18 protein-coding genes are annotated in these 18,462 nt (G+C 69.7%); 4 read left to right on the top strand and 14 right to left on the bottom strand.

What is annotated here, in order from left to right:
- The first annotated feature begins 93 nt into the window (after positions 1 to 93).
- Positions 94 to 690, top strand: a complete 597-nt coding sequence (locus KOI35_RS20195; protein ID WP_215789059.1) for a LysE family transporter — start codon at positions 94 to 96, stop codon at positions 688 to 690.
- 336 nt (positions 691 to 1,026) lie between these two features.
- The gene (locus KOI35_RS20190; protein WP_215789058.1) at positions 1,027 to 1,722 is read left to right on the top strand and encodes a histidine phosphatase family protein; all 696 of its coding nucleotides are present in this window, start codon (positions 1,027 to 1,029) and stop codon (positions 1,720 to 1,722) included.
- Between the two features lie 354 nt (positions 1,723 to 2,076).
- Here KOI35_RS20190 and KOI35_RS20185 read toward each other — a convergent pair whose 3' ends face one another.
- The 9 genes from KOI35_RS20185 to KOI35_RS20145 are packed head-to-tail and all read right to left on the bottom strand — an operon-like array spanning position 2,077 to position 9,412.
- The gene (locus tag KOI35_RS20185; RefSeq protein WP_215789057.1) at positions 2,077 to 2,820 is read right to left on the bottom strand and encodes a maleylpyruvate isomerase family mycothiol-dependent enzyme; all 744 of its coding nucleotides are present in this window, start codon (positions 2,818 to 2,820) and stop codon (positions 2,077 to 2,079) included.
- A gap of 37 nt (positions 2,821 to 2,857) precedes the next feature.
- A complete protein-coding gene (locus KOI35_RS20180; RefSeq protein ID WP_215789056.1) occupies positions 2,858 to 3,322 on the bottom strand; it encodes a metal-sulfur cluster assembly factor in 465 nt (154 codons plus the stop codon).
- Positions 3,319 to 3,783, bottom strand: a complete 465-nt coding sequence (gene sufU, locus KOI35_RS20175; RefSeq protein WP_215789055.1) for a Fe-S cluster assembly sulfur transfer protein SufU — start codon at positions 3,781 to 3,783, stop codon at positions 3,319 to 3,321. The genes KOI35_RS20180 and sufU overlap by 4 nt, the downstream gene beginning before the upstream one ends.
- Positions 3,780 to 5,003 carry a cysteine desulfurase gene (locus KOI35_RS20170; protein ID WP_215789054.1) on the bottom strand — a complete coding sequence of 408 codons (1,224 nt, stop codon included), beginning with the start codon at positions 5,001 to 5,003 and terminating at the stop codon, positions 3,780 to 3,782. Before KOI35_RS20170 ends, sufU begins: the two co-directional genes overlap by 4 nt.
- Before the next feature lie 21 nt (positions 5,004 to 5,024).
- Positions 5,025 to 5,786, bottom strand: coding sequence for a Fe-S cluster assembly ATPase SufC (sufC, locus tag KOI35_RS20165; RefSeq protein ID WP_215789053.1), 762 nt, complete (start codon positions 5,784 to 5,786; stop codon positions 5,025 to 5,027).
- Complete coding sequence (locus KOI35_RS20160; RefSeq protein ID WP_215789052.1) at positions 5,783 to 6,115, bottom strand: Rieske (2Fe-2S) protein; 333 nt, start codon at positions 6,113 to 6,115, stop codon at positions 5,783 to 5,785. The genes sufC and KOI35_RS20160 overlap by 4 nt, the downstream gene beginning before the upstream one ends.
- Positions 6,112 to 7,242, bottom strand: a complete 1,131-nt coding sequence (sufD, locus tag KOI35_RS20155; protein WP_215789051.1) for a Fe-S cluster assembly protein SufD — start codon at positions 7,240 to 7,242, stop codon at positions 6,112 to 6,114. The genes KOI35_RS20160 and sufD overlap by 4 nt, the downstream gene beginning before the upstream one ends.
- Positions 7,243 to 7,288: 46 nt before the next feature.
- Positions 7,289 to 8,710: a Fe-S cluster assembly protein SufB gene (gene sufB, locus KOI35_RS20150; RefSeq protein WP_215789050.1), complete on the bottom strand. Its 1,422-nt coding sequence runs from the start codon at positions 8,708 to 8,710 to the stop codon at positions 7,289 to 7,291.
- Entirely contained in the window at positions 8,711 to 9,412 is a 702-nt protein-coding gene (locus KOI35_RS20145; RefSeq protein WP_215789049.1) for a helix-turn-helix transcriptional regulator, read from the bottom strand.
- Positions 9,413 to 9,528: 116 nt separating this feature from the next.
- Here KOI35_RS20145 and KOI35_RS20140 point away from each other — a divergent pair, with 116 nt between their 5' ends.
- The gene (locus tag KOI35_RS20140; protein ID WP_438870614.1) at positions 9,529 to 10,467 is read left to right on the top strand and encodes a COX15/CtaA family protein; all 939 of its coding nucleotides are present in this window, start codon (positions 9,529 to 9,531) and stop codon (positions 10,465 to 10,467) included.
- Positions 10,468 to 12,569: 2,102 nt separating this feature from the next.
- Here KOI35_RS20140 and KOI35_RS47485 read toward each other — a convergent pair.
- The 5 genes from KOI35_RS47485 to KOI35_RS20120 all read right to left on the bottom strand — a co-directional run bounded on the left by KOI35_RS47485 (position 12,570) and on the right by KOI35_RS20120 (position 16,059).
- Positions 12,570 to 13,103 carry a hypothetical protein gene (locus KOI35_RS47485; protein WP_246613438.1) on the bottom strand — a complete coding sequence of 178 codons (534 nt, stop codon included), beginning with the start codon at positions 13,101 to 13,103 and terminating at the stop codon, positions 12,570 to 12,572.
- A 115-nt stretch (positions 13,104 to 13,218) separates the two neighbouring features.
- Positions 13,219 to 13,530: a hypothetical protein gene (locus KOI35_RS47480; protein WP_246613437.1), complete on the bottom strand. Its 312-nt coding sequence runs from the start codon at positions 13,528 to 13,530 to the stop codon at positions 13,219 to 13,221.
- 17 nt (positions 13,531 to 13,547) lie between these two features.
- Positions 13,548 to 14,453: a DcsG N-terminal domain-containing protein gene (locus tag KOI35_RS20130; RefSeq protein ID WP_215789047.1), complete on the bottom strand. Its 906-nt coding sequence runs from the start codon at positions 14,451 to 14,453 to the stop codon at positions 13,548 to 13,550.
- A gap of 2 nt (positions 14,454 to 14,455) precedes the next feature.
- On the bottom strand, positions 14,456 to 14,749 hold the full coding sequence (locus tag KOI35_RS20125) for a hypothetical protein (RefSeq protein WP_215789046.1): 294 nt from the start codon (positions 14,747 to 14,749) through the stop codon (positions 14,456 to 14,458).
- A 368-nt stretch (positions 14,750 to 15,117) separates the two neighbouring features.
- Complete coding sequence (locus tag KOI35_RS20120) at positions 15,118 to 16,059, bottom strand: heme o synthase (protein ID WP_215789508.1); 942 nt, start codon at positions 16,057 to 16,059, stop codon at positions 15,118 to 15,120.
- Positions 16,060 to 16,322: 263 nt separating this feature from the next.
- Here KOI35_RS20120 and tkt point away from each other — a divergent pair, with 263 nt between their 5' ends.
- Positions 16,323 to 18,455 carry a transketolase gene (gene tkt, locus KOI35_RS20115; protein WP_215789045.1) on the top strand — a complete coding sequence of 711 codons (2,133 nt, stop codon included), beginning with the start codon at positions 16,323 to 16,325 and terminating at the stop codon, positions 18,453 to 18,455.
- The last annotated feature ends 7 nt before the right edge of the window (positions 18,456 to 18,462 follow it).

Genomic DNA, 18,462 nt, shown 5'->3' with positions numbered 1-18,462 from the left:
GATGCTGTTCTCCGCTGTCTCTGTCGTTGTGGCCGTCCGGGCCGCGCGACAGCAGAAGCGCCTCCGTGAAACGGCGGTCCCTCAGCCTCGGTCATGAGCGCGTCGTTCCTGGCCGGCGTGACCGCCGGCTATGGCGTAGCGCTGCCCATGGGCGCGATCGGCGTGCTGATCGCCGGCCTGAGCGCCCGCACCTCACTGCGGGTAGGCGCGGCGGCCGGCCTCGGCGCGGCCACCGCCGACGGGGTCTTCGCCGCCATCGCGGTGGCCGGCGGGGCAGCCGTGGCCGGCGTCATCGCCCCGATCACCGTCCCACTGCGCTGGGCCGCGGCCGTGGTCCTGCTCGGCATCGCGGTGATGACGGCGCGAGCCGCCTTCCGCAAACCGACCGCCGTGGACCAGCGGCCGGCCACTCCCGGACGGGCCTACCTCGGCGTCCTCGGGTTGACCCTGCTCAACCCGGCCACGGTCGTCTATTTCGCCGCCCTGGTGCTGGGCCGAGGCGGCGAGGGCGGCGGCCCGCTGTTCGTGGCCGGGGTGTTCCTGGCCTCGGCCAGCTGGCAACTGGTGATCGCAGGCGGCGGTTCCCTGGTCGGCCGATGGCTGACCGGCCCACGCGGCCGTCTCCTGACCGCCCTGCTGTCGAGCCTGGTGATCGCCTACCTGGCCGTCCGCCTGCTGCTCCCGTCCTGAGCTTCGTCGACGCCCGCCCGATCAGTTCCCGTCGGCAGGAGCCGGTCTGCCCGTCGACGGGAACTCATCTGCCCGTCGACGGCAACCGATCTGCCCCTCGGCGGGCGAATCCGCCGACGGCACAGCCAACGCTCCGGACTGGGGAGCCCGCCAGCCCGGCGGGAGCCGATCTACCCGTCGGCGAGCGAAACCGCCGACCGGGCGCCGACGGCACAGGCCACACTCCGAACCGGGGAGCCCGCCAGCCCGGCCCACAACGAATCGGGCTGCACTTCGGCGTCGGGAGCTCCACGTCGGTGGGGATCGCTTGGCGATGGCTCGGGATAGGGTCGGATCATGGGTGTGGTTGCCGAACTGGTCCTTGTCCGGCACGGGCAGAGCCTGGCCAACGTCGCTTTCCCGGCCGCTGATGCGCGCGGGCTGCTCGAGGCGGAGGTCAGCGGCCGCGACGCCGAGGTGCCGCTGACCGAACGGGGCGAGAAGCAGGCCGCGGCGCTCGGCGAGTGGATCGGGGCGCGCCCCGAGAACGAGCGTCCCCAGGTCGTGATCACGTCGCCCTACCGGCGGGCTCGCGAGACGTGGCGGCTGGCCGCCGAGGCTTCTGGCGTCGAGCTGCCCACGCCGAGCACCGACGACCGCCTCGTCGACCGGCTGCTCGGCGACCTCGAGATGATGACCCGGGCCGCCGTAGCGCAGCGCTTCCCCGACGAGGCCCAGCGCCGCGCCGACGCGGGCGAACACCACTACACCCCGCCGGGCGGCGAGTCGTTCGCCGACATCGAGGTCCGGCTCGGCTCGTTCCTGGGAGACCTGCACCGAGACCACGCCGGCCGGCGTGTCATCGTGGTCGCCCACGACGCGGTCGTCCTGATGATGCGAGCCGTCATCGAGGAGCTCGACTGGGATCAGGTGCTGGCCGCCGAACGCGAGGCCGGCAACGTCCGCAACGCTTCCCTGACCCGCTTCGTCGCCGTCGACGGCCGCTTGGAGCTGGCCTACTACAACTCCGTGGACCACCTTCCCCCGAACTGACGACCAAGCAGCCCCACTGGGCAGACCGGTGTCAGGCGTGGCCGACAGCCGGAACGGGATGCCGGCCGCGGCCAGGGGCGGACTGGCCACGTACGAGGGAAAAGCCACCGCACAACGCCCATAGCGGCAACCAGCCCAACACAACAGCCAGGACGCCAAGCTACTGAAACACGGGCTGACGACGTGCGCGACAACAACAACTGACGCGTCGGGCGGCCCCGGCACGGCGCGACGGCCAGCCGGCCGGAACAGTCGACGATCGGCTGGCTCATCGCGACAGCCTCGCAGTAAGCCTCAGCCTCGCCGTAAGCCTCGCCACCAGAGCGACACGGCGATCGGGCCCCCACGGACGGCTCAGTCCGGGTTGGACCAGGCTCGCAACCGGGCCGGCACCTCGCCGTCGCCGGTGATGGACAAGTCGTCGAAGGGGACCCGACCGTAGAGCGCCAACACCAGATCACTCGCCGAGCCACGGACGACGGTCAGCGGAGCTCCGCCCTCGGCCGAGTCGAGACGGCCGCCCGCCGGGGTGAGGTCGAGGATGTGGGACGGGCCGTCCGCGGCGTCGAACAGCACCCGCGCCGGCGGATGTGGCCACGCACCCAGCGAACCCACCCCGACCTGGACGAACTCGGCCACCCCGTCGGCGGCGACCGCGAGCGGCAACGGCTCGGGCTTGCCGATCGTCTCCTGCGCGTCGCGGGCGTGGACGGCGGCCTCCTGCACCTGGTGACGCGCGATGGCCCCGACGGTGAGTGGCGCCGACGACGCACCCCACCACGCCCATGCCGGCTGCTCGGATGACGAAGACCGCAGGGCGGCCAGCAGCAGCGCGGTCGACTCGGCGGACCAGGTCAGCAGGTCGCCCGACGGCGAGCGGTCGCCCAGCGCGTCGCGCGGTGGCGGCCCGGTCGGATCGCCCGCCCGCACCACCGCGGCCCAGAAGCGCTGGACCGCGCCCAGATGCTCGACGAGATCGGCGAGCGTCCAGTCGGGGCAACCGGGCACACGGGCGTCGGAGACGGCAGCGGCGGCGACTGCATCGCGCAGCGCCGCCGACCGCTCATCGATCAGGGTGAGCAGACCCGAGAATTCCATGCCCCGTTTCTAGCAGCGGGGTACGACAGAAAATCGATCAGACGTTGAAGCCGAGCGCCCGGAGCTGCTCGCGACCGTCGTCGGTGATCTTGTCGGGGCCCCACGGCGGCAGCCACACCCAGTTGATCCGGAAGTCCTTGACCAGGCCGCCACCCGGGCCCTTGGTCAGGGCGGTCCGCGTCTGGTCCTCGATGACGTCGGTCAGCGGGCAGGCCGCCGAGGTCAGCGTCATGTCGAGGGTGGCGATGTTCTCGTCGTCCACGTGGGTGCCGTAGACGAGGCCGAGGTCGACGACGTTGATCCCGAGCTCGGGGTCGACGACGTCCTTCATGGCCTCCTCGATGTCATCGATGGAGGCCTTCGAGAGCCCGGCAGCCTCGGAGACAGCAACAGCCGAAGAGGGCGCCGCCGCCTCGGAGACAGGGGCGGCCGAAGAGGCCGCCGCGGCCGAAGAGGCCGCCGCGGCCGGAGCCTCGACAGCGTCGTTGGGAGTGTCAGTCATGCCTTCACCTCAGAAGCCTCGGAAGAGGAGGAAACGTCAACACCGGCGCGAGCCGCCGCGTCCTTGAAAGCCATCCACGGCAACAGCGCGCACTTCACGCGGGCCGGGAACTTCGCCACGCCGGCGAAGGCGATGCCGTCGCCGAGCACCTCTTCGTCCGGCTCGACCTGGCCGCGCCCCTGCATCAGCGCCACGAACGCCTCGTGGATTCCCGCCGCTTCGGAAGCCGTACGGCCGGAAAGCAGTTCGTGCAGCACCGACGCGGACGCCTGGCTGATCGAGCACCCCAGCCCGTCGTACGAAATGTCGGAAAGGTCCTGGGTGACCCGAACGGTGATCTCGTCGCCACAAGTCGGGTTGACGTGGTGCGCCTCACCCTGGAACGGATCGCGGAGGCCACGCCCGTGCGGGTGCTTGTAGTGGTCCAGGATGATCTCCTGGTAGAGCCCGTCGAGCATCATCCGAACACCTTCCGGACCTGGTCGAGGCCGCGGACGAGGGCGTCGATCTCGTCCGTGGTCGTGTAGAGGTAGAACGACGCGCGCGTCATGGCCGGCACCCCGAATCGGGCGCAGGTCGGCTTGGCGCAGTGGTGCCCGACCCGCACCTCGACACCGACCGCGTCGAGGATCTGGCCCACGTCGTGGGGGTGTACCCCGTCGACGCCGAACGAAAGCGTGCCGCCGCGCCCCTCGGGGGTCGACGGCCCGAACAGGCGCACCCCGGGCACGTCGGCCAGCGTCTTCAGGGCGTACGCGGTGATCTCCTGCTCGTGCTGGTGAACGGCTTCCATGCCGAGCGCGTTCAGATAGTCGACCGCCGCACCCAGACCGACCGCCTCGGCGATCGGGGGCGTGCCCGCCTCGAACCGGGCCGGCGGCGCGGCGAACGTGGTGCCGCCCATCGTCACCGTCTCGATCATCGAACCGCCGGCCAGGAACGGCGGCATCGCGGCCAGCAGTTCGTGACGGCCCCAGAGCACGCCGATGCCGGTCGGGCCGAGCATCTTGTGGCCGGTGAACGCGATGAAGTCGACGCCGAGGGCCCGCACGTCGACCGGCAGGTGCGGCACCGACTGCGAGCAGTCGAGCATCACGAGCGCACCGACCGAACGCGCGGCCGCCACGATCGGACCCACGTCATTGATCGTGCCCAGCACGTTCGACATGTGCACGAGCGAAACGATCTTCGTCCGCGAGTTGATCAAGCCGTCTTCGAAAATCAGCCGGCCCTCGTCCGACACCGAGAACCAGCGCAACGTCGCGCCCGTCCGGTCACACAACAACTGCCAGGGCACGATGTTCGAGTGATGCTCCATCTCGGAGATCACGATCTCGTCGCCCGGCTTCAGCGACAGGTGCTGCCCGAGCGAGTGCGCGACCAGGTTGATCGCCTCGGTCGAGTTCTTGGTGAAGACGATCTCGTCGGGCGTCGCCGCGTTGACGAACGCCGCGATCTTGCCGCGGGCATCCTCGTACGCCGACGTGGCCTCGGTGCCGAGCGTGTGCACCGAACGGGACACGTTGCCGTTGTGCCGCTCGTTGTGCACGCGCATCGCGTCGATCACCTGGCGCGGTTTCTGCGAGGTGTTCGCGCTGTCCAGATAGACCAGCGGGTGACCGTTGATCTCCCGCGAGAGGATCGGGAAGTCGGCTCGGACCCGGGCCACGTCGAACGTCATTGTTCCGCCTTAAAGAGAAAGCTAGACCCGCGTGCCCACGTAACGCTCGTAGCCCTCGGCCTCGAGCTGCTCGGCGAGCTCGGGCCCGCCCTCCTGCACGATCTTGCCGGCGACGAAGACGTGCACGAAGTCCGGCTTGATGTAGCGCAGGATGCGCGTGTAGTGGGTGATCAGCAGCAGGCCGGTGTCGCCGGTCTCGCGCACCCGGTTGACGCCCTCGCTGACGATCCGCAGCGCGTCGATGTCGAGGCCCGAGTCGGTCTCGTCGAGGATCGCCATCTTCGGCTTGAGCAGCTCGAGCTGCATGATCTCGTGCCGCTTCTTCTCACCGCCGGAGAAGCCCTCGTTGACGTTGCGCTGGGCGAACGCCGGGTCCATCTGCAGCTTCTCCATGGCGCCGCGCAACTCGCCGGCCCACGTGCGGAGCTTCGGCGCCTCGCCGTCGATGGCGGTTTTCGCCGTACGCAGGAAGTTGGCCACAGACACACCGGGCACCTCGACCGGGTACTGCATGGCCAGGAAGAGCCCGGCCCGGGCGCGCTCGTCGACCGTCATGTCGAGGACGTTCGCGCCGTCCAGCGACACCGAACCGCCGGTGATCTCGTACTTCGGGTGGCCCGCGATGGAGTAGGCCAGCGTCGACTTGCCCGAGCCGTTCGGACCCATGATGGCGTGGGTCTCGCCCGACTTCACGGTCAGGTCGACCCCGGCCAGGATCGGCTTCAGGTCGCCCTCGGGCAGCTTCACCGAGACCTGCAGGTCGCGGATCTCCAGGGTGCTCACGGATTTACTCCATTACTCGGGGTCGTCGAAACATAGAGGTCACCGTCGCGGATCTCGACGGGGAAGGTCGCCACCGGCGAGAAGGCGGGCGGGCCGCTCGGCTCGCCGGTGCGCAGGTCGAACCGGGAGCCGTGCAGCCAGCACTCGAGCGTGCAGCCGTCGACCTCGCCCTCGGAGAGCGGGACCGTGGCGTGGGTGCACTCATCGCGTACGGCATAGAAATTGTCGTCGTCGGCATGGACCACGGCGACGTCGACACCGGCGAGCTCGACCGAGATCGCCGTGCCTTTCGCCACGTCCGACGCCGGACCGACGAGCTCGAAACTCACGAGGAATACTCCGCCAGCCGGGCCTCGATCGCGTCGCCGAGCCGCTCGCGCAGCTCCTCGACCGGGATCTTGTTGATCAGCTCGACGAAGAAGCCGCGGACGACCAGCTTGCGTGCCTCGGCCTCGGGGATGCCCCGCGCCATCAGGTAGAACAGCTGCTCGTCGTCGAACCGGCCGGTCGCGCTGGCGTGCCCGGCACCGACGATCTCACCGGTCTCGATCTCGAGGTTGGGCACCGAGTGGGCCACGGCACCATCGGTCAAAATCAAGTTCCGATTGATTTCGTACGTCTCCGTGCCGGTTGCCGCGGCACGGATGAGCACGTCACCGACCCAGACGGTCTGCGCCGACGCCCCCTGCAGGGCACCGCGGTAGCCGACGTAGCTGCGGCAGTCCGGCACCGAGTGGTCGACCAGCTGGCGGTGCTCGAAGTGCTGGCCGGCGTCGGCGAAATAGAGGCCCCACAGTTCGGCATCGCCACCCCGCTGGGTGTATTCGACGCTGGTGAACTGGCGGACCAGGTCGCCGCCGAGCGCCACCTGCACGTGGCTGGCGCGGGCGTCCCGGCCGAGGCGGATCCGGACGTGCTGGGCCTGCACCGCACCCGCGTCCCAGTCGGCGATCGTGACGAACGTCAGCTGCGCGCTGTCGCCGACGATGACCTCGATGTTGTCGGCCAGGGTGGCGGTGCCGGTCTGCTCGAGCACGATCGTGAGCTTGGCGAAAGCGCCGACCTTCACGACCGTACGGGCGGCTGCGGCTTCTCCGCCCTTGCCGACGAGCCGGATCACGACCGCCTCGTCGAGCTCGGTCTCGGGCGCCACGTCGATGAGCGTGACACCGGCCGCCGAGCCGTAGGCCAGCGCGCTGATCCGGTCGAACGGCGTGAGCACCGGCTCGACCGTCGCCCCGCCGGTCACACTCACGCCGGCGGGCAGGTCACCCGTCTCGAGCTGCGGCGCGGTGCCGGTCAGCGCCGTGGCGGTGACCAGCTCGCGGAGCCGCTTGATCGGGGTGAAGCGCCACTCCTCCTCCAGGCCGTTGACGGCCGGGAAGTCGGTGACGTCGAAGGAGCTCAGCACCTGCGACTTGGTGCTGGGCGGCGGGGCGATGGCCTCGGTAGTCATTTCGTCCTTTTAGTCCACTGATTCCGCGTTGTTCGGGCCCGGCCGGTCAGCCGACCGCGCCTTCCATCTGCAGCTCGATGAGCCGGTTGAGCTCCAGCGCGTACTCCATCGGCAGCTCCTTGGCGATCGGCTCGATGAAGCCGCGCACGATCATCGCCATCGCCTCGTCCTCGGTCAGACCACGGCTCATCAGGTAGAAGAGCTGGTCCTCGCTGACCTTGGAGACGGTCGCCTCGTGCCCCATCGCCACGTCGTCCTCGCGGATGTCGACGTAAGGGTAGGTGTCCGAGCGGCTGATCGTGTCGACCAGGAGTGCGTCGCACTTGACGGTGCTCTTGGAGTGCGACGAGCCCTCCAGCACCTGCACGAGACCGCGGTACGACGTGCGGCCGCCGCCCCGGGCGATCGACTTCGAGACGATCGTCGAGGAGGTGTGCGGCGCGGCGTGCACCATCTTGGCGCCGGCGTCCTGGTGCTGGCCCTCGCCGGCCATCGCGACCGAGAGCACCTCGCCCTTGGCGTGCGGGCCGGTCATGTAGACGGCCGGGTACTTCATCGTCACCTTGGAGCCGATGTTGCCGTCGATCCACTCCATGGTCGCGCCCTCTTCGCAGGTGGCGCGCTTGGTGACCAGGTTGTAGACGTTGTTCGACCAGTTCTGGATGGTCGTGTAACGCACCCGGGCGTTCTTCTTGACGACGATCTCGACGACCGCCGAGTGCAGCGAGTCGGACGAGTAGATCGGCGCCGTGCAGCCCTCGACGTAGTGCACGTAGCTGCCCTCGTCGGCGATGATCAGCGTCCGCTCGAACTGGCCCATGTTCTCGGTGTTGATCCGGAAGTAGGCCTGCAGCGGGATCTCGACGTGCACGCCCTTCGGCACGTAGATGAACGAGCCACCCGACCACACCGACGTGTTCAGCGCGGCGAACTTGTTGTCGCCGACCGGGATGACGGTGCCGAAGTACTCCTTGAAGATGTCTTCGTGCTCCTTGAGGGCGGTGTCGGTGTCGAGGAAGACGACACCCTGCTCCTCGAGGTCCTCACGGATCTTGTGGTAGACGACCTCGGACTCGTACTGAGCCGCGACGCCGGCCACCAGGCGCTGCTTCTCGGCCTCGGGGATGCCCAGCCGGTCGTACGTGGCCTTGATGTCCTCGGGCAGGTCGTCCCAGCTGGCCGCCTGCTTCTCGGTCGAGCGCACGAAGTACTTGATGTTCTGGAAGTCGATCCCGGTGAGGTCGGCGCCCCACGACGGCATCGGCTTGCGGTCGAACAGCCGCAGGCCCTTGAGCCGAAGGTTGAGCATCCACTCGGGCTCACTCTTCTTGGCGGAGATGTCACGCACCACGGCCTCGGACAGACCACGCTGAGCCGCGGAGCCCGCGACGTCGGCGTCGGCCCAGCCGTACTCGTACTTGCCCAGGGCGGCGAGGTGCTCTTCCTGAGTAGCGATCTGGTCGGTCATTTACCTGTCCTTACCCGTGGTATGCGACGGGATGTGCGTGGTGCACACCCCATCTCCGTGCGCGATGGTGGCGAGACGTTGCACGTGCGTGCCGATGAGCCTGGAAATGACCTCGGTCTCGGCGTCGCAGAGCTGAGGAAACTCGGCGGCCACGTGCGCCACCGGGCAGTGGTGCTGGCACAGCTGCCCGCCGGTCGCGATCGTCGACGCGTTGGCAGCGTAGCCCTCGGCGGTCAGCGCCTCGGCGAGCGCCTCCGCCCGGGCGATCGGATCGTCGCCGGCCTCCTCGAGCGCGGCCCGGCAACGCTCCTCGAGCGCGACGACCTGCGCCGAGGCGAAGGCGGTGACCCCCTCGGCACCGTGGTGCTGGGCGATCCAGCGCAGCGCGGCGGTGGCGATGCCGTCGTAGAAGTGCGGGAACGACTCCCGGGCGGTCGCGGTGAGCACGAACGTCTTGGCCGGGCGCCCACGGCCCCGCGGGCCCTGGCGCCGGCTCTCCCGGGCCTCGACCAGGCTCTCGGCCAGCATCGCGTCGAGGTGCTTGCGGATCGCCGCCGGGCTCAGCCCGAGACACGCGCCGAGCTCGGCCGCGGTGGCCGAACCACGCTCGAGCAGCAGCTGAGCCACCCGATCGCGGGTGCGCCCGTCCGACACGGGGGCAGCCGCCACCGCACCGATCGGGATCAGCACCTCGTTTTTCACTACGCCAACGTTACGTATTTCCCCGGAACCCTGCAAACCGACCCCCCGGTGATCCATACCACCGGGCTACGGGAGTGCTCAAAATCAAGATCAATTCCCTGCGTACGATGCCAGAGGTGAGGTATTCGCCACTGCGTCCCCTGGCCCTGGCCTCCCTGGTCGCCAACGTCGCCCTCGTGGTCACCGGGGCGGCGGTCCGGCTCACGGGCTCCGGGCTCGGCTGCCCGACCTGGCCGCGGTGCACCGACCAGTCGTACACGACGACCGCCGAGATGGGCGTGCACGGCGTGATCGAATTCGGCAACCGGATGCTCACGTTCGTGCTCGGCCTGCTCGCGGTGGCCTGTGTGCTGGCCGCCCTGCTCGAGCGCACCCGCCGTCGTTCGCGGGTGCTCCTGGCCGTGGCGGTGCTGCTGGGCATCCCGATGCAGGGCGTGGTGGGTGGCATCACCGTGCTGACCGACCTCAACCCATGGGTCGTCGGCATCCACTTCCTGCTGTCGATGGTGCTCATCGCTTTCGCGTACGCGCTGTGGAAACGCACCGCCGAGGGCGACGCCCGGCCCGAATACCTGGTGCCGCGCCCGATCCGCCAGCTGGTCTGGATCCTCTCCGCGGCGAGCGCGGCGGTAATCGCGATGGGCGTGATCGTGACCGGCAGCGGCCCCCACGCCGGCGACGAGGACGCCAAGCGCAACGGCCTCGATCCGGCCACAGTCTCCCAGGCCCACGCCGACGTGGTCTTCCTGCTGATCGGCCTGACGATCGCCCTGGTCCTGGCGCTCAAGGCGGTAAAAGCACCCCTTCCCACCGTACGGGCGGCGGTAGTTCTCCTGGTCGTCGAGCTGGCCCAGGGCCTGATCGGCTTCGTCCAGTACTTCACCCACCTGCCGGTCCTGCTGGTCGGCGCCCACATGCTCGGCGCCGCCCTGGTCTGGACCAGCACCCTCGCCGTCAAGTGGTCCCTGCGCGAGCGCCCCGAGTCGGCCCCCTCCCCGACGCCGCTGGAGCCCGCCCCCGCACCGGCCGAGGAGCCCATCCCCGCACCGCGCTAGGGCGCGTCCCGTGGATCACGCGGTTCTGCGGTGCGGTTCTGTGGTGGCTGACGTCGGCCGCCGGGCGGTCGCATACCGGGGGCTGATGTGGCCGACGTCGGCGCCGCCTGGGCCTCGGCGCAAGCCGTCGTGATCCACGGGACGCGCCCCAGCCTCCGGTCACCACTCCCCCGCGCCCGGCCGGCCGAACCGCGGCGCGGGCCGGAGCGCGTGCGGTGTGCTCGGCACGTCGCGTTCGCCTCGGAGTGGGTCCGCAGAGCGTGCTGTCTTCGCTTGCCGAGCCGTCCCTGACAGCATCACGCGCGCTCCTTCCTCCCCTGCCGGGCAGGAGGCCGCCTCGCATGCCGCTGCGGCCCGAATGATTCGCAGCGAGCCGCGAAAGCCTCTGACCTGGACCATCACCGCCGACGCCTGTGGACAACCGCGTGTTATCCACAGGCAGCCACATTGGTCCTTCATCGATCGGCTCACTTCGGCACGCTTTCCCCATGCCGCACACGGCCCCCCACCACCCCAGGCCCCACACGCAACATCCCCCAAACACCCCGACGAACCGCCGGCAGCCCACACCGCCGTCACACCCACCGCCAGACCACCCGCAGCTCGAACCACCAGGTCCCCCGCCACTCGGACGATCGCTCTCCACGCCGCCAGACCACGCGCAGCTCGCACCACCAGGTCCCCTGCCACTCGGACGATCGCTCTCCACGCCGCCAGACCAGCACCCCGCGCCGCCCCGGCACTCCTCCTCCGCGCCGTCCGAGCACCCACACCCGCCCCACCCTGGACACTCACTCCGCGCGTCAACCCGACACTCACTCCTCGCGTCACCCCGACGCTCGCTCTTCCCACGGCCCATCCGCCCGGACTCAACCCGCCTCAAGCACCCGCACCTCGTGCCACCTGATCACCCGAGCCGGGCGCCACCAGCTACTCGCGCCGCCGACGTCTGCGATTCCTGTCTGCCCGCACCTCACCGCTCGCACCGGAACTTCTCCGCCCCGCCCACCCGGTCCCCCGAACCCGGCAGGGCTGCCGATCCGCGTCTCGTCAGCCGGATCCGGTACCCGCGAGCCCTGCCGATCGGGTGGCGGCCGCCTCGAGCCGAAGACACAAGCACCCACCGTCAACGGCTCGGCGGCCGCCACCCCTCCACCCGGTGCCGCCGGGCGCGACGCCGCGGTCACTGCGCGATCGAGTCGCCCGACCGCGCGACCGCACCCGTCACGCCCGGCCACCGGGGCCTCGATGAACAGCGCCCGAAAGGAAGGTGAGCCTAAGGACTACTCGACAAAGCGCGGTCGCATCCCGGTGTCCCTGCGCGACCGTCGCGCCACCGAGTCGCGGGTGGTGGTTGACCTCTCTCCGCCCACCACCCGCGATCGGGCACCCACCCAGGACCAGTTGCCCGCCCACAACCAGCGACCCATCAACCAGCCGCCCACCCGCGACCAGCCGCCCACGACGGGCACTCCCCCGCGACCACATGCCAACTGCGACCAGTCACCCAACCCGCGACCCGCCACGCAACGCGACCAGTCGCCTCCACCCGTGAACAGCCGCGCAACCGCGACTAACCGCCCACCCGCGACCGCCACGCGACGGCGACCGGCAGCCTCCCGCGACTACCGCCCACCAGCGACCGCCACGCAACGACGACCGGCAGCGAGCCGCTCTGCCGGGATCTGCTCGCATGCCACTGCCGGAAGCACTTCGACAGCTGACCTGCGATCAGCGGCGCGGCTCAAGACGCCCGAGGCACGCAGCCCGCCGCGCCGCGGCACCCCGGCGAACCGCACGGCGACGATCCAGCCGCGCACCCCTGGCCCCAGCACCAACGCCTCTGCAGCTCACCTGCGGACAACTAGGCGGCCCAACACGCTTCAAGGCCACCGCGCCGACCGACAGCCGGGCCCACCATCGCCCCACACGCCGCGGCATCCACGACAAGCGGAACAACGGCACCGCCCGCCGCGCCGTCGTGAGCGGCACACCTCGGCGGACCATCGGCACCGATCCGGGCGACTCCGCCGGTACAACAACCCAGCAGCTCACCTGCCGACAACAAGTCATCTCACCCACCAGTGGCTGGGATGAGGACTTCAGTCAGGTGTCTTTGTTCGGGAGCGTCCGTACTCGGCCAAGGCGTGGAAGGCAGCCTTGGGCGTCCACGAACCGTCGGGCAGCACGCGCACGATTCCGCGGGCGGCCAGGTCGTAGTCGTGCCGGGGGTCCGCGGTGGTGGGGAGGTGGCGGTTCGCGAATGTGTAGACGAAGGCTGCCTCCACCCCGCCGGCCTCGTAGTCGCGCAGCAGGTCGACGATGTAGCGGGCCTGGCCCTCCTCGTCGCGCTCGAGGTCGGCGGTGAGTTCGGTGGGGCGGCCGCGCTCGTCGTATTTCACCGGCTCGCCTGAGCCGGCCACGTCGGCGGCGCCGCGGAACGTGCAGCAGCCGAACTCCGTGGCGGCGTAGGGCTTGCCCTGTCCTACCGCTGCGGCCAGGGACTGGGGAAACGCCGCGGCGTTGGTCGCGTCGCGGTAGCCGCCGTCGCTGGCGATGATGTCGAACAGCTCCCAGTCGACGTCGTCGAGCGGGATCGAGGCGTATCCGATGCGGCCGCCGAACCGTTCGCGCACGGCCGGCATCACGGCTGTCAGGAACTCGCGGACGGCGGCCCGGGCGACCGGGATCGATTTCGGATCGGCCAGCCGGGCGATCCGCTCGGCCCGGTCGCGGCCGGGCAGGAAACCGTCAGTGAAGAGGGCGATCTCGGAACCGGTGAGATAGACGACCGACGGCCCGTTCGGCGCCGTCGAGCAGGAAATCCCGCAGCCCGTCGCGGTCGAGCCCGTTGGTGAACGGGCAGTACCAGACCTCGAGCCCGGCGTCGGCGGCCAGTTCCAGACGGTCCTGGACGCCGCCGGTGATCCGCACCGCGTCGCAGTGCAGCTCGTCGCGGATGACTCGGAGATCACTCCGCACCGTGCCGGCATCGAACGGCTCGTGGGTCGTCGATCCGCCGCTCACCAACCCGGTGTCGTAGTTCATGCCGAAGACACGCATCCCTGAAGATAAGCACCTCAGAGGCGGCTGAGGACCGCCTCGGTCAGACGCCGGGTCGCACCTTCGGCGGAGCGCAGGAACAGCGACGGCTCGGCCAGTTCGAGCTCGACCAGCAACGGATCGCCGTCGGGGCCGGGTATCAGGTCGACGCGGGCATAGAGCAGGCGTTTGGTGCCGCCGGGGATCGCCTCGAGCACCCGGTCGCCGGCCCGGCGCTCGGCCTCGGTGGGCTCGCGCGGGTCGATCTGCTCGCTGCCGGGGTCGTGCGCGCCCTCGCCGGGGCCGCGGAGCATCGGGCCCTTGCGGATGGCGTGGCTGTAGGACAGGTCGCCGGTGTCGTCGGGCAGGTAGATGAGCGCCGTCTCGCCCAGCGTGGCCACTGCGGCCAGGTAGGGCTGGATCATCGCCGTGCGTCCGGCCGAGGTCAGCCGGGTCACGTGGGCCGCCGCGAGGCCGGCCTGCTCGGGGAGCACGTAGCGGCCGGTGTCCTGACTGCCGGCGCTGACCGTCGGCTTGACCACCCACTCGCCGGTGCGGGGCGGGGTCCAGGTCTCCGAGGGAGAGACGAACTCGGTCGGGGTGACCGGCAGGCCGCTCCGGGCGAGTTCGCCCAGGTAGCGCTTGTCGGTGTTCCACTCGAGGACGTCGGCCGGGTTGAGCAGCCGGGGCACGCGGTGCGCCCAGGCGATGAACTCTTCGCGCCGGGGCACGTAGTCCCACGGTGAGCGGATGACCACGAGGTCGTAGGACGCCCAGTCGGTGGTGGCGTCGTCCCAGCTGACCGCCTCGGCCTCGATGCCGCGCGCGCGGAGGGCGTCGCGCAACGGAAGGTCGTCGGCCCACAGTTCGGGCATCAGGTCACAGGTAACGAGAGCGACCCGGGATCGCTCCCGGGTCGCGTGGGGTGGGGTGGGCGGGGTCAAGTTCAGCGGGCCATGCTCCGGCGCGACATCGAGCGCCACAGGTCGTTGCTGGGGCGCATCTGCTCCATGAGCTCGCGCTCCCACTCGTTCTCCACCTCGACGCCGGCGTTCTCACACGCCTTGCGGGCGACCTTGGTGTCGTCGGCGAACTGGTCGGACCACTCGCCGTCCTGCCCGACGAGGACGATGCGGGCACCACGCTTGCCGACGTACTCGATGACCGCCTTGGCGCCCCCGTGGCCGGCGGCGAAGGATTTGATCCCCGCGGTCAGTGTCGTATCGGAACCTTGAGCCATGACGGGAAGAGTAAGCACCTGGTTGCTCGAGGCAAGTACTTCCGACGGCCATTTGTGAGAGGAATTACCTGCGGGTTTATCTCCTGGACACATTGCTATGCCGCCATTTAGCCCGAATTGCCCGCATCAATGGGTTTCCATCTATCGAGTGACGGACAGTAATCCGTAATCGGTCATATCCGGTCACCTTGTGCGACGCTCGTGACCCTCGGCCGCCGATTCGAAGTCTGGCCGGAGCCGACAGGGGCCGGCTAGTACGCAGCCGCGAGCCGGGGAGGCGCCGCGAAAGTTGGCACGGCCGGAAAACAACCGCGCCCGCCCCGAACTGAGCGGGACGGGCGCGTCGTGACGGCGTACGGGAAAAGGAATCAGATGAGCGCGTCGACCGCGACGGCGATGAAGAGGATCGTCAGGTAGGTGATCGACCAGTGGAACAGCCGCATCGGCTTGGCCGGCTGCCCGGTCGACGTCCGCCGCACCAGCAGCAGCGCCTCGCCCAGGAAGGCCACGCCGGTGACGATCGCGGCCGCACCGTAGATCCACCCGAGTCCCAGCGGCCACGCGACGAGCGAGGCGGCGACGGTCAGCACGGTGAAGAGCACGATCTCGACGTTGACCCGCCGGATCGAGCGGACGACCGGCAGCATCGGCACGCCGGCCCGCGCGTAGTCGTCCTTGTATTTGATGGCGAGCGCGTAGAAGTGCGGCATCTGCCAAAAGAAGACAACCGCAAAAAGCGCCCAGCCCAGCGGCGACACGGTGCCGGTCACGGCGGCCCAGCCGATGACCACCGGGGCCGAGCCGCAGATACCGCCCCAGAAGGTGTTGGCCGGGGTCCGGCGCTTGAGCCAGAGCGTGTAGACGACGTCGTAGTAGAAGATCGCCCCGGCCGTCATCGCCGTGGCCAGCCAGTTGGTGAACACCGCCATGAGCGCGACCGAGATCACGGCCATGGTCAGTCCGAAGATGAGTACCGATCTCGGCGTCACCGTGTTGGCCGGCAGCGGGCGCCGCTTGGTGCGCCGCATGACCTGGTCGATGTCGCGGTCGATGTAGCAGTTGAGCGCGCTCGCGGCGCCGCCCGCCATCGCCCCGCCGATCAGCACTACCGCGAGAGTGCGCAGGTCAGGCCACCCACCGGCCGCGACCATCATGGTCGGCACCGTGGTCACCAGCAGCAACTCGACGATCTGCGGCTTGCACAGCGCCAAGTACGCACGGAGGATTGCGACCGGGTCACGCCGCGCCTCGGCGGCGGCATCTCCGGTATCGCCCGGCGGCCGTCCTGCGACGGAACGCTCGGTGATCATGCTCACGGACTGCCACCTTCCGGCATCGGCACTAGCCATTTCACGACCATTGCCGGCGCCAGCCGGCGGCACGCCCGGACAGCCTACGCTCAGCCATCTGCGCTGCTCCGGCGACCCACGACAAGAGCACGGCGTCACACCGGGGCGTGTCCGCTCTCAGCGTATGGGCCTCGGGCGTTCCCCATACGCGGGTTTAGCGCAAGTGGATAGGGTCAACCTCAAAAGAGCATCCAGAACCATGCCCGACGAGGAGCACAACCGACGTGGCTGCCACAGATCCTGCTCTCCAATGGTCCGACCTAGACCGTAAGGCGGTAGACACCGTCCGGGTCCTGGCCATGGACGCCGTCGAGAAATCCGGCAACGGCCATCCGGGCACGGCGATGAGCCTCGCGCCCGCTGCCTATCTGCTGTTCAACCGGGTCATGCGGCACGACCCGACCGACCCGCACTGGGCGGGCCGCGACCGCTTCGTGCTCTCCTGTGGGCACTCCAGCCTCACCCTCTACATTCAGCTCTATCTCAACGGCTTCGGCCTGGAGCTGGACGACCTGGCCTCGCTGCGCCAGTGGGACTCGCTGACCCCGGGCCACCCGGAGTACGGCCACACCCCCGGCGTCGAGGTCACCACCGGCCCGCTCGGCCAGGGCATCGGCAACGCGGTGGGCATGGCGATGGCCGCCCGCCGCGAGCGTGGCCTGTTCGACCCGGAGCCCAAGACCGGTGACTCCCTGTTCGACCACAACGTCTACGTGCTGTGCTCGGACGGCGACATCGAAGAGGGCGTCAGCCACGAGTCGAGCGCCATCGCCGGCGTGCAGAAGCTCGGCAACCTCACGGTGATCTACGACGACAACGAGATCTCCATCGAGGACGACACCCGGATCGCCAAGAACGAGGACGTCGGCGCGCGCTACGCGGCGTACGGCTGGGACGTCCGGCACGTCGACTGGCGCAAGGGCGACCCGTCCAAGGGCAGCGACTACAACGAGGACGTCGAGGCGCTCTACAAGGCGATCGAGGACGGCAAGAAGGTCACCGACAAGCCGACCTTCATCGTGCTCCGCACGATCATCGGCTGGCCCGCGCCGAACAAGCAGAACACCGGCAAGATCCACGGCTCCGCGCTGGGCGCCGACGAGGTAGCCGCGACCAAGGAGGTCCTCGGCTTCGACCCGAACGAGACGTTCGCGGTGGCCGACGACGTGATCGCGCACACCCGCACGGTGGTCGAGCGCGGCCAGGCGGCCCACGCCGAGTGGAACACCAAGTTCGAGGCCTGGGGCAAGGCCAACGCCGAGCGCAAGGCGCTGTTCGACCGGCTCAGCGCGCACACCCTGCCCGAGGGCTGGGCCAAGGCGCTGCCCGAGTTCCCGGCCGACGCCAAGGGCGTCGCCACCCGGGCCGCGTCGCAGCAGGTGCTCAACGCGCTCGCGCCGGTGCTGCCCGAGCTCTGGGGCGGTTCGGCCGACCTGGCCGAGAGCAACAACACCACGATGAAGGGCGAGCCTTCCTTCATCCCGGCCGAATACGCGACCAAGGCCTTCCCCGGCAACGAGTACGGCCGCACGCTGCACTTCGGCATCCGTGAGCACGGCATGGGCTCGGTCCTCAACGGCATCACGGCGCACGGGCGCACGCGTCCGTACGGGGGAACGTTCCTGGTCTTCTCCGACTACATGCGCGGCGCCGTCCGCCTGTCGGCGCTGATGAAGCTGCCGGTCATCTACGTGTGGACGCACGACTCGATCGGCCTCGGCGAGGACGGCCCGACCCACCAGCCGATCGAGACCCTCTCCGCGCTGCGGGCCATCGTGGGCCTCGACATCGTGCGCCCGGCCGACGCCAACGAGACGGCGTACGCATGGCGGGGCGCGATCGAGCACAACGACCGCCCGACCGGCCTGGCGCTGTCCCGGCAGAACCTGCCGACGATCGACCGCACCAAGTACGCGTCGGCCGAGGGCACGCTCAAGGGCGGCTACATCCTCTCCGAGGCGTCGAACGGCGAGCCCAAGGTGATCCTCATCGGCACCGGTTCCGAGGTGCAGTACTGCCTCACCGCGCAGGAGCGCCTCGAGGCCGAGGGCACGCCGACCCGGGTCGTGTCGATGCCGTGTCTCGAGTGGTTCTACGAGCAGGACACCGCCTACCAGCAGGAGGTCCTGCCCCGCGGGGTCAAGGCGCGCGTCACGGTCGAGGCCGGCATCCGGCAGAGCTGGGACCGCATCCTCGGCGAGGCCGGCGAGCCGGTCAGCATCGAGCACTACGGCGCCAGCGCGCCCGCCAAGACCCTCTTCGAGCAGTTCGGGTTCACCGCGGACAACGTGGTGGCCAAGGCCAACGCCGCCCTGGCCAAGGTCGGCGAGATCACCGGTCACAAGACCGGAAACTGAGGAGATA

The organism is Paractinoplanes bogorensis (assembly GCF_018829635.1).
Taxonomy (GTDB): domain Bacteria; phylum Actinomycetota; class Actinomycetes; order Mycobacteriales; family Micromonosporaceae; genus Actinoplanes; species Actinoplanes bogorensis.
The sequence above is the reverse complement of the archived record's forward strand: the minus strand, read 5'-3'. Positions and strand labels throughout refer to the sequence as shown.